The sequence below is a fragment of the Corynebacterium sp. HMSC061H03 genome (assembly GCF_001838215.1).
Lineage (GTDB): Bacteria > Actinomycetota > Actinomycetes > Mycobacteriales > Mycobacteriaceae > Corynebacterium > Corynebacterium jeikeium_D.
This window is the reverse complement of sequence record NZ_KV836061.1, coordinates 1-18,740: the sequence shown is the minus strand read 5'-3', so window position 1 is coordinate 18,740 and position 18,740 is coordinate 1. Positions and strand designations below refer to the sequence as shown.

15 protein-coding genes are annotated in these 18,740 nt (G+C 59.6%); 7 read left to right on the top strand and 8 right to left on the bottom strand.

Annotation, left to right across the window (positions count from 1 at the left end; genetic code table 11):
* Nucleotides 1–74: 74 nt before the first annotated feature.
* Complete coding sequence (locus HMPREF2787_RS03735; RefSeq protein WP_070858429.1) at nt 75–3,743, top strand: multifunctional oxoglutarate decarboxylase/oxoglutarate dehydrogenase thiamine pyrophosphate-binding subunit/dihydrolipoyllysine-residue succinyltransferase subunit; 3,669 nt, start codon at nt 75–77, stop codon at nt 3,741–3,743.
* A 352-nt stretch (nt 3,744–4,095) separates the two neighbouring features.
* Here HMPREF2787_RS03735 and HMPREF2787_RS03730 read toward each other — a convergent pair whose 3' ends face one another.
* On the bottom strand, nt 4,096–4,851 hold the full coding sequence (locus HMPREF2787_RS03730; RefSeq protein WP_070858428.1) for a type 2 periplasmic-binding domain-containing protein: 756 nt from the start codon (nt 4,849–4,851) through the stop codon (nt 4,096–4,098).
* A gap of 43 nt (nt 4,852–4,894) precedes the next feature.
* Here HMPREF2787_RS03730 and HMPREF2787_RS03725 point away from each other — a divergent pair, with 43 nt between their 5' ends.
* The gene (locus tag HMPREF2787_RS03725; RefSeq protein ID WP_070858427.1) at nt 4,895–6,118 is read left to right on the top strand and encodes a magnesium and cobalt transport protein CorA; all 1,224 of its coding nucleotides are present in this window, start codon (nt 4,895–4,897) and stop codon (nt 6,116–6,118) included.
* Nucleotides 6,119–6,161: 43 nt separating this feature from the next.
* Here HMPREF2787_RS03725 and HMPREF2787_RS03720 read toward each other — a convergent pair whose 3' ends face one another.
* Nucleotides 6,162–6,644: a YflT domain-containing protein gene (locus tag HMPREF2787_RS03720; RefSeq protein WP_042388577.1), complete on the bottom strand. Its 483-nt coding sequence runs from the start codon at nt 6,642–6,644 to the stop codon at nt 6,162–6,164.
* A gap of 319 nt (nt 6,645–6,963) precedes the next feature.
* Between HMPREF2787_RS03720 and HMPREF2787_RS03715 the strand changes: the two genes are divergently transcribed.
* Nucleotides 6,964–8,097, top strand: a complete 1,134-nt coding sequence (locus HMPREF2787_RS03715) for an Mrp/NBP35 family ATP-binding protein (protein WP_070858426.1) — start codon at nt 6,964–6,966, stop codon at nt 8,095–8,097.
* A 248-nt stretch (nt 8,098–8,345) separates the two neighbouring features.
* Here the strand turns inward: HMPREF2787_RS03715 and tatB are convergent, their stop codons facing one another.
* The 4 genes from tatB to sigE all read right to left on the bottom strand — a co-directional run bounded on the left by tatB (nt 8,346) and on the right by sigE (nt 11,445).
* A complete protein-coding gene (tatB, locus tag HMPREF2787_RS03710; RefSeq protein WP_070858425.1) occupies nt 8,346–8,918 on the bottom strand; it encodes a Sec-independent protein translocase protein TatB in 573 nt (190 codons plus the stop codon).
* Between the two features lie 110 nt (nt 8,919–9,028).
* Nucleotides 9,029–10,348, bottom strand: a complete 1,320-nt coding sequence (locus HMPREF2787_RS03705) for a S1C family serine protease (RefSeq protein WP_048732851.1) — start codon at nt 10,346–10,348, stop codon at nt 9,029–9,031.
* Complete coding sequence (locus tag HMPREF2787_RS03700) at nt 10,348–10,740, bottom strand: anti-sigma factor family protein (RefSeq protein WP_246824185.1); 393 nt, start codon at nt 10,738–10,740, stop codon at nt 10,348–10,350. The genes HMPREF2787_RS03705 and HMPREF2787_RS03700 overlap by 1 nt, the downstream gene beginning before the upstream one ends.
* A 51-nt stretch (nt 10,741–10,791) precedes the next feature.
* Nucleotides 10,792–11,445 carry an RNA polymerase sigma factor SigE gene (gene sigE / locus HMPREF2787_RS03695; protein WP_049171940.1) on the bottom strand — a complete coding sequence of 218 codons (654 nt, stop codon included), beginning with the start codon at nt 11,443–11,445 and terminating at the stop codon, nt 10,792–10,794.
* A 158-nt stretch (nt 11,446–11,603) separates the two neighbouring features.
* Between sigE and HMPREF2787_RS03690 the strand changes: the two genes are divergently transcribed.
* Entirely contained in the window at nt 11,604–12,278 is a 675-nt protein-coding gene (locus HMPREF2787_RS03690; protein ID WP_049189280.1) for an O-methyltransferase, read from the top strand.
* A gap of 338 nt (nt 12,279–12,616) precedes the next feature.
* On the opposite strand, the gene glgC is transcribed toward HMPREF2787_RS03690, so the two are convergent.
* Nucleotides 12,617–13,834, bottom strand: a complete 1,218-nt coding sequence (gene glgC, locus HMPREF2787_RS03685; RefSeq protein ID WP_070858424.1) for a glucose-1-phosphate adenylyltransferase — start codon at nt 13,832–13,834, stop codon at nt 12,617–12,619.
* Nucleotides 13,835–13,946: 112 nt separating this feature from the next.
* On the opposite strand from glgC, the gene glgA reads away from it, so the two are divergent.
* The 3 genes from glgA (at nt 13,947) to budA (ending at nt 17,749) form a co-directional block, all read left to right on the top strand.
* On the top strand, nt 13,947–15,143 hold the full coding sequence (gene glgA, locus HMPREF2787_RS03680; RefSeq protein ID WP_070642254.1) for a glycogen synthase: 1,197 nt from the start codon (nt 13,947–13,949) through the stop codon (nt 15,141–15,143).
* Nucleotides 15,144–15,345: 202 nt separating this feature from the next.
* Nucleotides 15,346–16,869, top strand: a complete 1,524-nt coding sequence (locus tag HMPREF2787_RS03675) for a glycoside hydrolase family 5 protein (protein ID WP_070603695.1) — start codon at nt 15,346–15,348, stop codon at nt 16,867–16,869.
* A gap of 130 nt (nt 16,870–16,999) precedes the next feature.
* Nucleotides 17,000–17,749, top strand: a complete 750-nt coding sequence (budA, locus tag HMPREF2787_RS03670) for an acetolactate decarboxylase (protein ID WP_083326651.1) — start codon at nt 17,000–17,002, stop codon at nt 17,747–17,749.
* A gap of 3 nt (nt 17,750–17,752) precedes the next feature.
* On the opposite strand, the gene HMPREF2787_RS03665 is transcribed toward budA, so the two are convergent.
* Nucleotides 17,753–18,628, bottom strand: coding sequence for a methyltransferase domain-containing protein (locus tag HMPREF2787_RS03665; RefSeq protein ID WP_048732862.1), 876 nt, complete (start codon nt 18,626–18,628; stop codon nt 17,753–17,755).
* Between the last annotated feature and the right edge of the window lie 112 nt (nt 18,629–18,740).

The following is an 18,740-nucleotide window of genomic DNA, read 5'->3' as shown; positions in this document are numbered from 1 at the left end:
ACACTTTGACGCTTGCGCTAATTAGAATAAACGTGAGTTAGTAAAACTAAGACGAAAAGAGGCGAGTACCTGCCGTGAGCAGCGACATGAGCTTCGGCCAGAACGAATGGCTGGTCGACGAGATGTACCAGCAATTCCAGAAGGATCCACAGTCTGTGGGTCAGGAATGGCGCGAATTCTTCGCAACCCACACCCCGTCCCAAAAGGGCGAGGACCTTTCCAATATGGCAAAGCCAGCAGCAGCCACGAAGGAGGAAGCTAAGGCAACCGGACGTCGTGAATCCAAGGGGGTCGAACCCACTAAGACCCCGAACAAGCCGGCGTCCCCGAAGCCAAAGAAGTCCCCAATGGATGCAGCAGCCAAGGTTTCGGCTGTTGAATCCGGCGAGGAGCCTCTGAAGGGCGTCGCACGGGCTATCGCTAAGAACATGGATGTCTCCCTGGAGATGCCGACCGCTACGTCGGTTCGCGATATGCCGGCACGTCTGATGTTTGAAAACCGCACCCTGGTTAACAATCATCTGGCACGCGCCCGCGGCGGCAAGATCTCCTTCACCCACATCATTGGTTACGCCATGGTGAAGGCTGTCATGCTCCACCCGGACATGAACAACAACTACAAGGTGGTTGACGGCAAGCCAGTTCTGGTTACCCCGGAGCACATTAACCTCGGCCTGGCCATTGATATGCCAGCTAAGGACGGCTCTCGTTCGCTCGTAGTTGCTGCTATCCGCGAGTGTGAAACCCTGACCTTCAAGCAGTTCGTCGACGCCTACGAGGACATCGTCGTTCGTGCTCGCCACGGCAAGCTGACCGGTAAGGACTTCCAGGGCGTCACCATTTCCCTGACCAACCCGGGCGGTATCGGTACTCGCCACTCCGTCCCGCGCCTTACCAAGGGGCAGGGCGCGATTATCGGTGTCGGCTCCATGGATTACCCGGCTGAGTTCGCCGGTGCTTCCGCGGACCGTCTGGCAGAGATGGGCATCGGCAAGCTGGTGACCATCACCTCTACTTACGATCACCGCATCATCCAGGGTGCAGAGTCCGGTGAGTTCCTGCGCACGATGAGCAATCTGCTTGTCGACGACAAGTTCTGGGACCACATCTTCCAGACCATGCATGTTCCTTACACCCCAATCCGTTGGGCGCAGGATCTGCCGAACACGGGTATTGACAAGAACACCCGCGTCATGCGTCTGATTGAGGCCTACCGTTCCCGCGGTCACTTGCTGGCTGACATTGACCCGCTGCGTTCTGACCAGCCAAATACTTCTGCTCCGAACCACGCTGACCTCGATATTGAGGAACACGGTCTGACCCTGTGGGATCTGGACCGTACCTTCAACGTCGGTGGTTTCGGCGGCAAGGAGACGATGACGCTGCGCGAGGTTCTCTCTCGCCTTCGCAACGCATACTGCCTCAAGGTCGGTTCCGAGTACGCTCACATTCTCGACCGCGAAGAGCGCGAGTGGCTGGAAGAGCGCATTGAGGGCGGCCAGCCAAAGCCGTCCCACGCTGAGCAGAAGTACATCCTGCAGAAGCTAAACGCCGCAGAGGCATTCGAGAACTTCCTGCAGACCAAGTACGTCGGTCAGAAGCGCTTCTCCCTTGAGGGCGCAGAGTCGCTGATTCCGCTGATGGACTCCGCCATCGACACCGCTGCTGGTGCTGGTCTGGATGAGGTCGTCATCGGTATGCCACACCGCGGTCGACTGAATGTGCTCGCAAACATCGTCGGCAAGCCACTGCGCCAGATCTTCACCGAGTTCGAAGGCAACATCGACCCGGCACAGGTCGGCGGTTCTGGTGACGTCAAGTACCACCTGGGTACTACTGGCCGTCACATCCAGATGTTCGGCGAGGGCGAGATTGACGTCACTCTGACTGCGAACCCGTCCCACCTCGAAGCCGTCAACCCGGTCGTTGAGGGTCTTGCTCGTGCACGCCAGGACAAGATCAACAAGGGCGAAGAGGGCTACTCCGTCATGCCGCTGCTGCTGCACGGTGACGCTTCCTTCGCGGGCCTGGGCATTGTCCAGGAGACCCTGAACCTCATGTCCCTGCGTGGTTACAAGGTCGGCGGTACCGTCCACATCGTGGTGAACAACCAGATCGGCTTCACCACTTCGCCGGACTCCGGTCGATCCTCCTACTACGCAACCGACATCGCCAAGGCATACGGCTGCCCGGTCTTCCACGTCAACGGTGACGACCCGGAGGCTGTCGTCTGGGTCGGCCAGCTGGCTGTTGAGTACCGTAACCGCTACGGCAAGGACGTCTTCATCGACCTGGTTTGCTACCGCAAGCGCGGCCACAACGAGGCCGATGACCCGTCCATGACTCAGCCGCTGATGTACAAGGTCATCGACGAAAAGGAAAGCGTCCGCGCTCAGTACACCGAGGACCTGATTGGTCGCGGTGACATTTCCGAGGAAGAGTACGAGGCAGTTCGCCGAGACTTCCACGACCAGATGGAAGCTGTCTTCAACGAGGTCCGCGCAGCACAGGACGCAAAGCCGGGCGAACAGTCCGGTATTGCAGGCTCTCAGCCGCTGCCGCATGGTCTGAAGACCGGCATCGAGAAGGCTGAAATCGTCGAGATTGGTCAGTCTTACGTCAACCTCCCTGAGGGCTTCAAGATTCACCCGCGTGTTGCGCCGGTCGCTAAGAAGCGCGCGGAGATGACTCAGGAAGGTGGCATCGACTGGGGTATGGCCGAGCTGCTGGCAATCGGCTCCTTCACCGGTGCTGGCATCGACGTCCGCTTCGCAGGTGAGGATGTCCGCCGCGGTACCTTTACCTCTCGCCACGCAGTTCTGATTGACTCCGAGGACGGTTCGGAATACAACCCGATCGACGCCTACGGTAAGTCCAAGAACGGTGGTCGCTTCATGATTTACAACTCGGCTCTGACCGAGTACGCAGGCATGGGCTTCGAGTACGGCTACACCCTGGGTAACCCGGACGCAGCAGTGTTCTGGGAAGCACAGTTCGGTGACTTCGCCAACGGCGCTCAGACCACCATTGACCAGTACGTTTCCTCCGGCGAGGCCAAGTGGGGTCAGACCTCCAAGCTGATTCTGCTGCTACCGCACGGCTACGAGGGCATGGGCCCGGACCACTCTTCGGCACGTATCGAGCGCTTCCTGCAGCTCGCAGCCGAGGGCTCCTACACCGTTGCTCAGCCGTCCGAGCCGGCTAACTACTTCCACCTGCTGCGTCGCCACGTCCTGTCCGACCTGCACCGTCCGCTGGTTGTGTTCTCGCCGAAGTCGATGCTGCGCAACAAGATGGCAGCGTCTGCTGTCGAGGACTTCACCAACCCGAACAAGTTCCGCTCGGTCATCGATGACCCGAACTTCGAGTCCAAGGACAAGTCCGGCATCAAGACCCTGCTGCTCTGCTCCGGCAAGATCTACTGGGAGCTGGAGAAGAAGCGCAAGAAGGACAAGCGCGACGATCTTGCAATCGCTCGCCTGGAGATGCTGCACCCGCTGCCGCACAACCGCCTCCGCGACATCTTCGAGTCCTACCCGGATCTTGAGGAAGTCCGCTGGGTTCAGGATGAGCCGGCTAACCAGGGTCCGTGGCCGTTCCTGGCACTGAACCTCCCAGAGGTTCTGCCGGATATGCCGAAGCTGACCCGCGTTTCCCGCCGTGCACAGTCCTCCACCGCAACTGGTGTGGCTAAGGTCCACCAGATTGAGGAGAAGGCTCTGCTGGAAGAGGCTCTCAAGTAGGTCTCATTGACTGGTCTTCGCCAGTTGGCGTGTAAACGCTAAGGGGTTCCAACCGAACGGTTGGAGCCCCTTTCTTGTTGCTTGGGCGATCGTTGCCAGGCATCAAGGGCGAATAGTCAAAAAGCGTGTCCGGTCGGCGTGCCACCGGGTCGGCACCATTTACTACTTAGTCCTCAATGCGAGTTACTGACTACGTTTATGACAAAAATGGCCCGAAAAATGGCTTGAAAGTGTCATAAACTCGCACAGTTTCACATTTGCAGCCCGCATTCATGGGTTAATCAACAAACTTGGCGGCAGCCAACAGCAGATACACGTCCGATACCGCCACAACTAGCCCCCGCCACGCCGACTACGCCTTATCCAACCACTCCTGAGCGACCAACTCAGGGCTGGTGCCACCAGCCACAGCCCGGGTCATCAGCTTTAAGTCCTCAGTGCTCAGCGAACCCGCAATTTCATTGAGCACGCGGACTCGATCATCTCGGTCCAACGCTGGCTTGACGTAGAAAGGCACAAGCCATTGCGGCAAGTCAGCCCCAGCATTGTCAGCTGACACATCTGCGCAGCCCTGTGCCATGCCCGCGTCGGTGGCCATTACTTCGCCCGGCAGCGACCGCGAAAATGCGTCGTAAACGCGGTCGCGCCACTCTCCGCTGAACTGCTTGTCCGGGGTGGAGTCGTCGGCGTATTCCTCCGCCAGTGAAGCCGCCGACGCAGGGTCGCTCAGGCCGAGTAGCTCACCTGTGCATCCGAAGGAGACCAGGACCGCTTCATTGCGTACGGCCCGCAACCGGTCGTCAGCATCGCGAATGCCAACGACCTCCGCTTGCCGACCTATCCTCTCAAAGCTCTGCGCATACACGTACGCAAGAGCTGCTTGCTCAGGGTTGCGTAGGTCTGCCCCGACAGTCACCACCGCCTCCTGCTCGGGAGGAACGGGCATCTGCGGATCCAAATCAGAACATGCGGCAAGACCGAACCCCGTCGCCCCAGTGACCAATGCCAGGGCGGTAAAAGTGCACGCAGTAGCCGTGGAGCTACCCTTGCACCCCATTGAGCGGATGCGAAAGTGGAACCCGGCGTTCGCACGTCTAAAATCAATCATCGACACCAGCGTAACCTACGAACGGATTGTGAGGTCACCCAGAATGGGCGAAGAGAAAAGCCGCAACATCAGCGCTTCGGCGAAGGCTCGCAATCCGCGAACGAGCTCGGCCAGTCAAAGCCAAAAACCGTCGGCCACAGCAAAACCCGGTAAAACCGCTCGGGCGACGAATGCGGCTAAATCCGCAGCGAAGTCGGCTGTCTCGAAGGTGACGCGCACCAACGGCTCGTCGTCAAGCATAGGAACAGGACAGTCGGGGGCGGTACGCGATGCCCTGCGCGATTGTGGCGTCTACATCGGCGGCAAGCGTTTGCCCGGCACCTACGACCATTTCTCCGGGCTGTCCGAGGTACGGAGTTTTGGTGAGGGCTTCACGTGGCTGTCATTGTCGCGCCCCAACGCGACACAGATGGACGCCATCGCCGAGCTTTACGGGCTGGATGAGCTGACGGTGGAGGACGCACTGACTAACCGCCAGCGTCCCAAGATTGAGATCCACGATGATCACGTGGTTTTTGTAATTCGCTCGATTCATTACTCCCCGGAAGGTCTCGCGGATGACGAAAATGAGATTATTCGCTCCGGCCAGCTGATGATTGTTATCGGCCCGGAGTACGTCATCACCATTCGCATGGGCATGCCGAGCTCGGATATGCAGCGCATTAGCGCACGCGTGGAGAACACCACCGACGCCATCGACTACGGCCCCGCGGGCGTGCTGTGGGCGCTGACGGACAATCTCGTCGATGCGTACCTGCGCATCGCGATGCAGCTGGAAGATCGCGTGGAGATTATGGAAGACGAAGTCTTCGAGCCGAACTTGGATTCGGATATTGAGGACATTTACATCCTCAAACGAGAGATTCTGGAGATGCGCCACGCGATCGATCCGCTGACACCGGCGCTGCGCTCCCTGATGAATCTGCGGGAAGACATCATGCCTAAGGACGTCAGCCGTTACCTTTCCGATGTTCTCGACCACCAGCTCGCCGCCGCGGACCTCGTCTCCGGACTCGACGAACGACTCTCCGCCCTCATCGACGCCGCCGCCGTGAAAATCCAGCTGCAGCAGAACCAGGATATGCGTACCATCTCGGCGTACGCGGCTATTCTCGCCGTCCCGACCGCCCTGGCCGGCATCTACGGCATGAACTTTGACCACATGCCCGAGCTGCACTGGGAGTACGGCTACTTCATCGTCCTCGCCATCATGTTCGCCATCGTGGCGTTTTTGGTGTGGGTCCTGCGCCGCAACAAGTGGCTATAGGCTCTGCTTCTGGCAGGCATCGCTTTACGACGGATACAGCAACCTACCCACGGTTCCCACCGAGCGCCCGCTGCGCCAACAGGTCACGGGCCCGCTCAGCATTGCGGGGATTGCACAGGACATCGTAGCGACGGGCAACAATCTCCGTAGTGCTCGAGAAATCCCGCTTGCCGTTTTGCATTGCGTACGGAACTGCGGCCAGCACGATGCCGAAGATGGCGCCCATACCGAGGCCAACAATCAGCGGACTAACCCAATCCTCCTGGAAAAGCCCCAGAATCAGGCCGAAGAACAGGCCCATCCACAGCCCGTACAGCGCGCCGCCGCCGAGCACCTTCGGCCAGGTCAGCCTGCCAACCACGCGCTCCACCTGCATCAGGTCAACACCGACGATGGTGAGGTCGGAAACCGGGAACTCATCGCGATCACTGAGCGAATCCACCGCCGCCTGCGCGTCGGAGTAGTTGGTGAAACTGCCCACCGGCCACCCCTCGGGTACCTGGCGCTGAGGCAACCGGGACTTCATGCTCTGTTCCCGGCCGCTCCCCCAACCGCTGCCCGCTTCCCCATTTGCCATCGGTACTCTCACCGTTCCCTTGCAGTTGTTGTCACAGTAAAAGGTGACTCAGTTGCTAAAAATATTGCTAAAACTATCGCTATAAAGCGTTCTATCAAGGACAACGTCAGACGGTTGGCAATTGTTCCACCGCCTGGTCCGCCGCCCGTTCCACCGCCACCGCGCTTGCCGGAAGGGTTGGTCGCTGTGACCGTCGTAAAGCGGCAAACTACTGATTTTGTCAGTAGTTCTTTGTCTTGCGGGGTCTCACGATAAGATTCACTACATAATGTCTACGATTACTGAAGCTGAAGTTCGCACCGCCCTGGCGCAGGTCGAAGATCCTGAGGTACGTCGCCCGATTACCGAGATTGGCATGGTCAAGTCCATCTCGGTGGCGGACAACAATGACGTGGCCGTGGAGATTTACCTCACCATCGCCGGTTGCCCCATGAAAAACACCATCATCGAGCGCACCGAAGAGGCGCTGAACGGTATCGAGGGCGTTGGCAACGTCACCGTCACGACCGATGTGATGAATGACGAGCAGCGCCGCGAGTTCCGCAACGCCGTCCGCGGCACCGCCTCCGAGCCTGTGATCCCGTTTGCCCAGCCGGACTCCCGCACCCGCGTGTTCGCCGTCGCCTCCGGTAAGGGTGGCGTCGGTAAGTCCTCCGTGACCGTGAACCTCGCCGCCGCGCTGGCCGCGAAGGGCCTTTCTGTCGGTGTCCTCGATGCCGACGTCTACGGACACTCCATCCCGCACATGATGGGCTCCGAGGAAAAGCCGCACCAGGTCGACGACATGATCATGCCTCCGCAGGCGCACGGCGTGTCACTGATTTCTATCGGACACTTCGTCGACGACAACGCACCGGTTGTCTGGCGTGGGCCAATGCTGCACCGCGCTATCCAGCAGTTCCTCGCAGACGTGTTCTGGGGCGACCTGGACGTCCTGCTTTTCGACCTGCCCCCGGGAACCGGCGACATCGCCATCTCCGTGGCGCAGCTCGTGCCGAACGCTGAGCTGCTGATTGTTACTACCCCGCAGATGGCCGCCGCCGAGGTCGCAGAGCGCGCCGGCACCATTTCGCTGCAGACCCGCCAGCGCATCGCCGGTGTCATCGAGAACATGAGCTGGATGGAAATGCCCGACGGCTCCAAGATGGAGGTCTTCGGCACAGGCGGCGGCGAGACCGTTGCCCGTCGTCTTACCCAGATCACCGGCGGAAAGGTCGACCTGCTCGGCCAGGTGCCGCTGGACACAGAGCTCCGCGAAGGCGGCGACAAGGGCACCCCGATCGTCCTGTCCAAGCCGGATTCGGGCGCGGGCGAGGCCCTGAACGCTATCGCTGACAAGCTGGTTGTTCGTCGCGAGTCGCTCGCAGGCAAGTCGCTCGGCTTGGGTGTGACGCCGAAGTAGGCCTTCGCTTTACGACGGTCACAGCGACGCCCCCCTCCCCGGTATTTTCGGTGCCGGGAAGGGGGCGTCTGCTTTTGCGGCTGCGGTGTCTGGGGCGTATGTGTTGCTGGTGGTGTTTTCGGTGGTGCATCCACCAAAGCGGCTGCATGCACTTACTGACTAGGTTTATGACACTTTCGTGGCAAAATTTGTGCTCAAAGTGTCATAAACCTAGTCAGTAACTTGCGGTCGGGAACGGTTTGCGACCGCTATAGGTTGTCGTCGTCGACCCAGGCCTGCACCCCACGGGGCTGCTGAGGTTGTTGCGGTTGTTGCGGCTGCTGTGGTGTTTGTTGCGCTTGCTGTTGGCGGGCCTGGGCAACTGGATCCTGCCACGTTCCCGGCTGCTGGGCTGGCTGCTGCGACAGAGCCGGCTGCACTGGCTGCTTCGTATTGGACTGCTGGTACTGCTGACCCGCAGGCCCGGCCGCTCCTGCCGCTCCTGCAGCTCCGGCTGCACCAGTTCCGCCACCACCCGCTGCGGGCTTACCGGAGAGCATGTCCAGGTAGGTGTCATCGCCGTCGAAAAGCGTCCTGGTGATGGCGGTCTTCGGGTTGAGACGACGGAGATCGTTGAGCTCCTGCAGCGGCTTGCGAAGATCATCGAAGTCTTCACCGAACTCGTCCGAGAGGTTATCGCGTGCGTCATTGATTGCGGTGCGCGCAGCCAGAAGCAATGCGCGGACGTCCTCAATTACCTTCGGCAACCGCTCAGGTCCGATGAGAATTAGTCCGAGGATAAAGAGGACAAGAATCTCGCCCCAGCCAACATTAGAAAACACGTTATACCACCTTAGTTACAGTGCACCTCGCATGCAGCATTGCGTGGCCAAATCCACCAAATCTGCTAAGTCCGCAGAAACCAGCCGAAACCGGCCGAAACCAGCGCCCCCTACTCCGGCGTGATCTTCGCCTCCAGCTCGGCTCCGTGACGAACGATCTTCAATACCGCCTCATTACCAGCGCCAACAGTCCACAGCGCCACCGTGAGCTCATCTGCGGACGATACCGCGCGGTCTCCCACAGCCGTAATCACGTCGCCTTCCTGCAGGCCTTCCCGGTCGGCAACACCTCCCGGCAGGATGCTGGCAATCTCGGCACCAGTCAGTGCGCCATTGGAAACCGTGCGCACTGTCACGCCAATCCCAGGATGAACCGGCTGCTCACCGGCAATGAGCTGCTCAGCGATGGCAACGGCTGAATTGATTGGAATCGCAAAGCCCAACCCCTGTGAGCCACCCGAGCTACTGAAAATCACCGTATTAATACCGATAATGGCACCGCGGATATCCACCAGCGGACCACCGGAGTTACCCGGGTTGATGGAGGCATCGGTCTGAATCGCATCGGCGTAGCCGTCCGTGTCAGTCCCTTCAGCGGCCAGGCGCACCGGCCGATTAAGCGCGGAGACAATTCCCGAGGTCACCGTGCCGCCGAGCCCCTGCGGCGAGCCCATCGCAATCACGGTGTCACCGACCGCAACCGCGTTGGAATCACCAAGCTGCGCCACGGTCAGCCCCGCAACATCTTCGACCTTAATTACGGCGAGGTCGGTCTTCGGGTCGCGGCCAATAATCTTGGCCGGCACTTCCTTCAGCTTGCCGCCGTCCCAAAACGTTACGGAGACCTGCATATCCTGCCGGTCCGCCACCGCCGAAACGACGTGGTTATTCGTCAAAATATGACCGTCACCATCAATGACAAACCCCGAGCCCACGCCCGAGACCTCACCGGCACTGACCGCAATCGACACCACCGCGGGACGAAGAGCCTCCGCCACCTTGCCGATTTCAGTCAAATCACCGTTGCCCGGCCGCCCCTCGATCTGCTGCAGCTCCACACGCTGGTAGTCCGAGCGGAAAGACTTGCCAGCCCATCCGCCAACAAAGCCGCCAACACCGCCAATGAGCAGCACCACGGCCGACGACGCCGCGATCACACGCCACGGCACCTCGCGGCCAAAAATCACTTCCCGCGCGCTGACGCGGGGAGCCGTCTTCGGGCGAGGCTTCTTTTTCGCTTCGGGTTTGCGGGCTGGACGCCCCGTCGTCATGCGTGACGACGAATCCTGCCACGGCGAATACTCTTGGGCGGTGGCACTGGTGTCGTCGTCAAGCTTCTGCCCTGGAGCACGCTGTAACCCGCCAGTTGCGGCGGCACGATCGGAGTCCGGGGCAAACGCGGAATCATCGAAAGAGCGATGTTTGCCCACTAGTGACTACCACCTTTACGAAAACCGCGAACAATCTGCTCCAACGCGGCACTCAGCGACTCCGGCGGACGGTGCGCGAGATGCCGCGCCGACCGATGGGGCTCTGAGTCCTCGCAACTGCCTGCGAAATCAGCAATACGAGCGCGCAGCTCAGCTGGAATGTGCAAGGGCGCGCTATCACGCAGACGCTTGGCCGCCTGCCGCTGCTTCGCGACCTCCCGGCGACATTCCGGGCATGCCATCAGGTGCGCCTGCGCACGACGCTCAGCTACGACCGACAACTCGCCGTCAACAAAAGCGGCAATTGCCTCGGTGCCGAGATGCTCCGTTGACAAAAAACGCATGTCATCGCCCTGCTGAATCACAGACTGCAGCACCTCCAGAAATCGCACCTATTTAACTAGCCCCACAATAGCCGCTCCCGCGGATTGAGTGCGGGAAATCTAGCCTGCGGTGACCGACTCCGGCAGCTCCTGTCGTTCCTTCTCCAGGCGCTCCAACGTCGCCCGCAAGCTGGAACGTGCCCGGTGAATACGCGAACGCACAGTGCCCATCTTGAGCCCAAGGGTGCTGGCAATTTCCTCGTAGGTCAGCCCCACCACATCACAGAGGACAACCACCGCGCGATAGTCCGGCTGCAGCTCAGCCAGCGCGATTTCCAAATCCGGGTCGAGCATCGCGTCATCGACGGCCTGCTCCGGGGTCTTCAGCGTACCCGGGACACGGTCGTAGTTCTCCGGCAACGCCTCCATCCGGATGACCTGCCGATGCCGGACCATATCCAAAAACAGGTTAGTGGTAATCCGATGCAGCCAGCCTTCAAAAGTGCCGGGACGGTATGACTTCAGCGAGCGGAACACACGCATGAATGTCTCCTGCGTCAGGTCTTCCGCGTCCTGCTGGTTACCAGTCAACCGATATGCGAGCCCATAAACACTATCCGCGTGGGCCTGAACCAGCTCCGACCACGACGGCATCTCCCCCACACCTGCGTCAAAAGCCGCGGTGCCGGACAGTTGCTCAGTTACGTCAGCGGACGCGGCGTCCTCGCGGCTGGCGCCTCCGCTGACTCGTTCGGACTTGACTCGTTCGGGCATGAAGTTCAGTGTTCCTTACCAACCTTAGGTTTGTAGTGACCTTACCCTGAAAATAGTTTGAGAGTCCAGACAAATTTGAGGCTTGTTTACCCACCTAGTCCGGCACTGACCGGCGCGCCCCGCTACCCTGCCCGAAGTTTTTTCCTACGCTATAAAGCGTGTCCGAAACGAGTTCTTCTGCTACCCCGCTATCCGCACGTGACGCTATTGCACAGCACGTCAACAACACGACCGTAGTCTCCGAGGCCCTTGAAAGCGCCCGAGTGAGCGCTCGCGAATACGGAGTTGCCGTCCCCGATACGATGACCGGCGCCGCTTTGACCTCGCTCATGGCTCTGACCAGTGCCCGCCGCGACGGTCACCCCGCCGCTGTCATCGCATCGCCTGCGGCAGGCGTCGTCGGTTTGCACCTGGCCGCGGGTCTCGGCGATGACGGCGTTCTCACCTGCATCGACCCGGAGCTCGAGCACCAGTCTCTGGCAAAGTCCGCTTTCCGAGCCGCAGGCATCCGCCCCAACCGACAGCGCTTCCTGCCCTCGCAGCCACTGGAGGTCATGGATCGACTGGCCGCCGACTCCTACGACTTGGTCTACTTGGACGTCGCCCCTGCGATCCTCCGCGCCGCCCAGGAAAAGGCCTGGCCGCTGCTTCGCTCCGGTGGCGCGCTCGTCCTGACCGGCGCGCTCCTCGACGGCACTGTCGCTGACTCGTCACGCACTGACCGTGACACCGTCGCTGCCCGCGAAGCCGACGAATATATGCTCCAGCTTGACGACGCTTACGTGATGCGCCTACCTCTAGCAGCTGGCACCACTGTGCTGGTGAAGAAGTAGTTTTCTACTGTTGGCCGGCCGGCTAGCGGCAGTGGTGGGCCGAGCCGAGTTACTGACTGCGTTTATGGCTGGTGGCGGCGGGTCGAGCCGAGTTACTGACTGCGTTTATGACAAAAATGGTCTGAAAAATGGCTTGAAAGTGTCATAAACTCACACAGTTTCACATTTGCAGCCCATGCCCGTATTCACAGGCGCACCCCATATTCACATGCGAAGCCCGTGATTTTTAGGGCTGCCAGTTTTGGGGCTAGGTAGCAACTAGGTAGCAAAAAGGGTTAGAAGAAAAAAGGCACGTACCCCACGGTACGTGCCTTTTCAGCCGGTCGGACTCAGACAGTCTAGATAACCTGGTTCTTACCAACGGCCACAACGCCACCAGCGCTGACTTTGAAGCGCTCTGCGTCCTTCTCCGGATCGACACCGATAATGGCGCCGTCGGAAACTACAACGTTCTTGTCCAAAATCGCGTGGCGAACCACTGCTCCGCGGCCGACGCGAACGCCTGGGAAGAGAACCGAACCCTCCACCGTCGCGCCATCCTCGACCACAACGTTGGTACTAATCACCGAGTTGCGGACCGTACCACCGGAGACAATCGAACCAGCACCGACCATCGAAGCCTGAGCAATACCGCCCTGGACAAACTTGGCCGGAGGCAGGTTCTCCTCCGAGAAGGTGTGGATTGGCCACTTCTTGTTGTAGAGGTTAAACACCGGGTGGACGGAAATCAGGTCCATGTTGGCCTCGTAGAAGGCATCGATGGTACCGACATCACGCCAGTAGCCCTTGTCACGTTCGGTCTCACCCGGAACGTAGCTATCCTTGAAGTCCCAGACGAAAGCTTCGCCCTCCTCTACCAGCATCGGAATGATGTTTCCGCCCATGTCATGGTCGGAGTTTTCATCTTCCGAGTCACGCTTAATAGCGTCGATAAGCGCGGAGGTAGTGAAGATGTAGTTACCCATCGACGCGAACGTCGAGTTCGGGTCATCCGGGGTGCCGGGCGGATCTGCCGGCTTCTCCAGGAACTCGGTGATTCGGTTGTTGTCATCGGCATCGATGGCACCGAATGCGCTGGCCTCAGAACGCGGGACGCGGATACCAGCGACCGTCACGCCAGCGCCAGACTCGATGTGGGCCTCCAGCATCTGCTGCGGATCCATGCGATAGACGTGGTCGGCACCGAAGACGATGACGTACTCCGGATCCTCGTCATAAACCAAGTTCAGCGACTGCAGGATCGCGTCCGCCGAACCGGTGAACCAGCGCTTGCCCAGACGCTGCTGAGCCGGCACCGGGGTGACGTACTGGCCGGTGATGCCGGACAGCTGCCACGCCTGCGAAATGTGACGGTCGAGCGAGTGGGACTTGTACTGGGTCAGCACACAGATCTTCAGGAAACCTGCGTTGACCAGGTTCGACAGCACGAAGTCGATAAGCCGATAGCTACCGCCGAAAGGCACGGCGGGCTTAGCGCGATCTTCCGTCAGCGGGAAGAGACGCTTGCCTTCGCCACCGGCAAGGACAATGGACAAAACATGTGGTTGACTCCTCACACCAACCAACCTATATGCGATTTACGTTCCTCGCTGCCAGTCTCCCCTCCCCACTACCCACACCCAGACATATCAAGCGACGGAAATTGTCAAATCTGGTTACGCTGGAACTATGCGTGTTGCCATGATGACCAAGGAATACCCTCCGGAGATTTACGGCGGAGCAGGTGTTCACGTAACTGAACTGACTCGTTTCATGCGCGGCCTCGACGGCGTTGACGTCGATGTGCACTGCATGGGTGCTCCTCGCGATGAGGCGGATGTATATGTCCACGGCGTTGACCCGGAGCTGAAGGATGCCAACGCCTCGATTAAGACGCTGTCCACAGGGTTGCGCATGGCCAATGCCGCCGCGGCAACCGACATTGATGTCGTCCACTCTCACACCTGGTACTCAGGCCTGGGCGGTCACCTCACCGGTCTACTCAAGGGCATTCCGCATGTGGCCACCGCGCACTCACTGGAGCCGCACCGCCCGTGGAAGCGCGAGCAGCTCGGCGGCGGTTACGACGTTTCCAGCTGGTCCGAGCGCAATGCTATGGAGTACGCAGACGCTGTCATTGCTGTTTCCGCGCGCATGAAGGACGCCATCCTGGATGCCTACCCGCGTATCTCCCCCGACAAGGTCCACGTTGTCCTGAACGGTATCGACACCGAGCTGTGGTACCCGCGCCCGACGTGGGAAGAGTCCAAGGAACAGAACGGCTGGTCTGTCCTGGAGGAGCTCGGCGTTGACCCGTCTCGCCCGATGGTCGCGTTCGTCGGCCGCATCACCCGTCAGAAGGGTGTCGCTCATTTGGTCAAGGCCGCATCGCTTTTCGACGACGGTGTGCAGCTCGTTCTGTGCGCCGGCGCTCCGGACACCCCGGAAATCGCGAAGGAGACTGAGCAGCTCGTCCATGACCTCCAGGAGAAGCGCGATGGCATTTTCTGGGTGCAGGACATGCTGCCGAAGGAGAAGATCCAGGAGATCCTGACAGCCGCGGATTCGTTCGTCTGTCCGTCCATCTACGAGCCGCTGGGCATCGTTAACCTTGAGGCTATGGCCTGTGGCACCGCCGTTGTCGCCTCTGATGTCGGCGGCATTCCGGAGGTTGTCGTCGATGGCGAAACCGGCACTTTGGTTCACTACGACGAGTCTGATCCGGAGGGCTTCGAGCGTGGAATCGCTGCCGCGGTTAACAACATGGTCGCCGACCGCGACCGCGCTACCAAGATTGGCCAGGCGGGTAAGAAGCGTGCTGAAGATGTGTTTAGCTGGGAGAACATCGCTGAGCAGACCGTTGAGGTTTATAAGTCTTTGATGTAGCTGGCTGTCTGCGAGACGCCACAGATGCGCGGTGGACGGAGTCTCCTCATAAGGCCCATCGCTTCCGAGAAGGAAGCGGTGGGCCTTTCTTAGCCTTTTTACTAACCCCGTTCAGGACATTTACTTATGCCCTTGCCCACTTTTCTAAACCTAATTTGAGTTTTGGCTGAATTTATCATTACTGGTCAATAGCATCCTGAGTATGAGATTCACTAAGAAGGTGGCAGCAGCTGGTGCCGCCATTGCCATAGCGCTAGCGGGTGCAGTACCGCATCAGGCGCTCGCTACAGAAGTAGCACCATCCCCTAGTACCGCTACCATCACCGAGCGTGGTCCCCTTGGGCAGTCCGGTCGCTGGTTTACCGATGGTGACGGCCGTGCTTTCCTCACTCAGGGGTCGAACATCGTCTACAAGCACGATCCTTACACCCCCGAGGCCGGAGGCTTTAACGAGGACGATGCTGACTGGCTCGTGCAGCAGGGCTTCGACTCCATGCGAGTCGGCATTATCTGGAAAGCAGTAGAGCCAAAGCCCGGCGAGTACAACGACGAATACCTGGATTCCATTGCCCGCACTATCTCTATGCTCACCGAGCGTGGAATCGCGGTCTTGGTCGATGCTCACCAGGACATGTACAACGAGAAGTTCGAAGGCGAATTTGCCCCGGATTGGGCTGTCATTGACGACGGCGTTCCCAGCCTTTTAAAGGTTGGCTTCCCCGCTAACCAGGCCCTCAATATCGGCCTCATTAGGGCATACGACAACTTCCTGAATAACCGCGAAGGGCCAGGCGGCGTTGGGTTGCAGGAGCGTTACGCAGCCATGTGGGGCCATGTCGCCAAACGCCTTGGCGACATGCCGGGACTGATGGGCTACGACATCATAAATGAACCGTGGCCAGGCTCCGCATACCCACTGTGCTATCTGGCTCTCGGCGACTGCGGCCCGGCTAAGGAAAAGCTCGATGAACTGCACCAGAAGGCTGCCAATCAGATTGTCGACAAGGACCCGGACGCTATTGTCCACTACGAGCCCTACTCCATGTGGAACACCGGATTGAACACGAATCCGGCAGCCCCGGAGGTTCCTGAAACCGCTGGTACGGCCCTCAGCTGGCATGTCTACTGCACCACGAATGCCCTGTTCAACACCTACACGGGCTGTGACTTCTTCGATGGTCGTACCTTCGACAATGCGGAAATTGTCTCATCCGACAACGGCTCGGCCACACTGCTGTCCGAGTTCGGTGCGACCGACGATGCCGATACCCTCAATGGCGTAATTTCGCTTGCCCGCCGCCACATGGTCGGCTGGCAGTACTGGTCCTACTGCGGATGCAACGACCCGACGACGCAGAACCAGAAGGAACAGGGCATGGTCTTCGACCCTACTGTTCCAGGACCTGTAGGTGCCGATGCCTTCAACCGCGACAAGATGACCATCCTCGCCGCTCCACACCTGCGAGCGGTCGCAGGCACCCCGCAAGCTACCGACTGGAACCGTGACACCCGTGTCTACCAGGCCAGCTGGAACAATAGCCGCGTCGACGGCACCGGAGTTTTCGCACCTGGTTCCACCAGCGAGCTCGTTGTGCCCTCAATCAACTTCCCGAATGGGTTCACAGTGAATGTCGAGGGTGGCCACGCCACTGTCGCTGCCGATGGCCAGACGGTTCATATCGTCTCCACTGCTGACAAGGTGTCAGTCACCATCCAGCCGAAGTAGAACCAACCGCTCGATTCACCAAATCACGCCCTGTGGATTCTTCCGCAGGGCGTTCTTCGTGCCGCAGGGTCCTCCCCCGCCATCGGACCTGCAACCCACCCCAGCTTGGGCTACAAAAATCGAGAATATAATGGCTTCCATGACCACTCACGAGAATTTTCCAACGGTCCGACACACAATTTTCCAAAACTCACTGATGTCCGCACTGCTCGATGGCATCTACGACGGCGAGATGACCATTGGCGAAATCCTTGGACATGGAAACTTCGGCATCGGCACCTTCGACGGTCTCGATGGTGAAATGGTAATCCTCGACGGTGTTTGCTGGCAGGTGCGTCACGACGGCTCCGCGACCCGGGCCACCATGGATCAGCGCAGCCCATACACGGTGGTGACCAACTTCGTTCCCCACACGGTGATGGATGCGCCGGAAAACCTGACTCGCAAGGAAATTAGCCCCATCATCGATTCCCTGGTACCGAGCCAAAACTTTATGTACGCACTGCGGATTACCGGCGAATTTGAGTGGGTGAAGACTCGAACCGTCGTAAAGCAGGAAAAGCCGTATCAGAAGATGGTTGATGCGACGGAAGAAGACGCGTCGGTTGATTTTGAGAACCTGCGGGGCACGATTGCGGGCTTCCGCACGCCGGTCTACGAGAAGGGAATTTCGGTGGCCGGCTGTCACGTGCACTTCCTTGCGGAAGGCGGCACCGGCGGCGGGCATGTGCTGGACTTTAAGCTGCGCTCGGGCACTATCGAGTTGTGCCCGGGCACTGACCTGCAGCTTCGCCTTCCGCTAACGGCGGAATTCTCGGATGCTGACCTGGATCCGGAAGACCTGGACGAGCAGATTCACAAAACCGAGGTCAAGGAGTAAACGCTAGTCTCCCGGGCGGCCAAGACGAGTGACGTAGGCACGGGCGGTGACGTGCATCTCTGCAGGTAGCGCCGCAATGCGTTCCTGCAGCACCTCCGGATGAATATGGCGTGCCGACGGGCTCATACCGATCTGCGCGGCGATTGCACCCTGGTTGAGGTTCATACCGAACTCCACCAGCTCCGGGTCGCCAACAGGCACGAGGTGCCCCTCTGCCTGGGAAATCATGCGCTCGACCTTGCCGCGCTCGACATCGATGATGCCCAGTGGCTCACGAAGCTCGCCCAAATGACCAGTAGTGGCCGTCAGAACCACGACCTGGCCGCCCGGCTTGAGCACGCGAGCGAACTCCTCCGCGTTGCGAGGTGCGAAGACGACTGTAAGCGCATCGATGGAGCCATCACGCAGTGGCAGACGCGCCCACGCATCGGCTACAACGGCGCCGAGGCGCGGGTGGCTCTTGGCCAGGTGCTTGGCGGCCGGCACAGACACATCAATGCCTACGCCACGGGAATTGGGAATGCTGTCCAGCGTGTGTGCGAGGTAGTAACCAGTGCCCGCACCGACTTCGCAGATGACTGGGCTGGCGGCCTCGGACACGTTGGCGTCGTCAAGCACGTCCTGGACGTTGCCTGTAACTGCCTCAACGAATGGAGCATAGTGGCCACCAGAGAGGAACTCCTCGCGGGCGGTAATCATCTTGGCGTCATCGCCGGTGTAGCGCAGACCAGCCCCACCGGCGAGCGTAACGTAACCCTGGCGGGCGACATCATAGCTATGTCCGGATTCGGACTTCAGAGTCATTCGTTCGGCATCACCAAACTTCAAATCAGTGCCATCGATGGGGTCAGCAAGCACATCAATGATGTCAGCTAGCACGTCGGTCACTCCTCAAACTGAGCTAGAAAAATAATTTTCACTATCTTAGCCCGTGTCGAGCTCAGCCAAGTAACTCCAATGCGAGTTACTGACTACGTTTATGACAAAAATG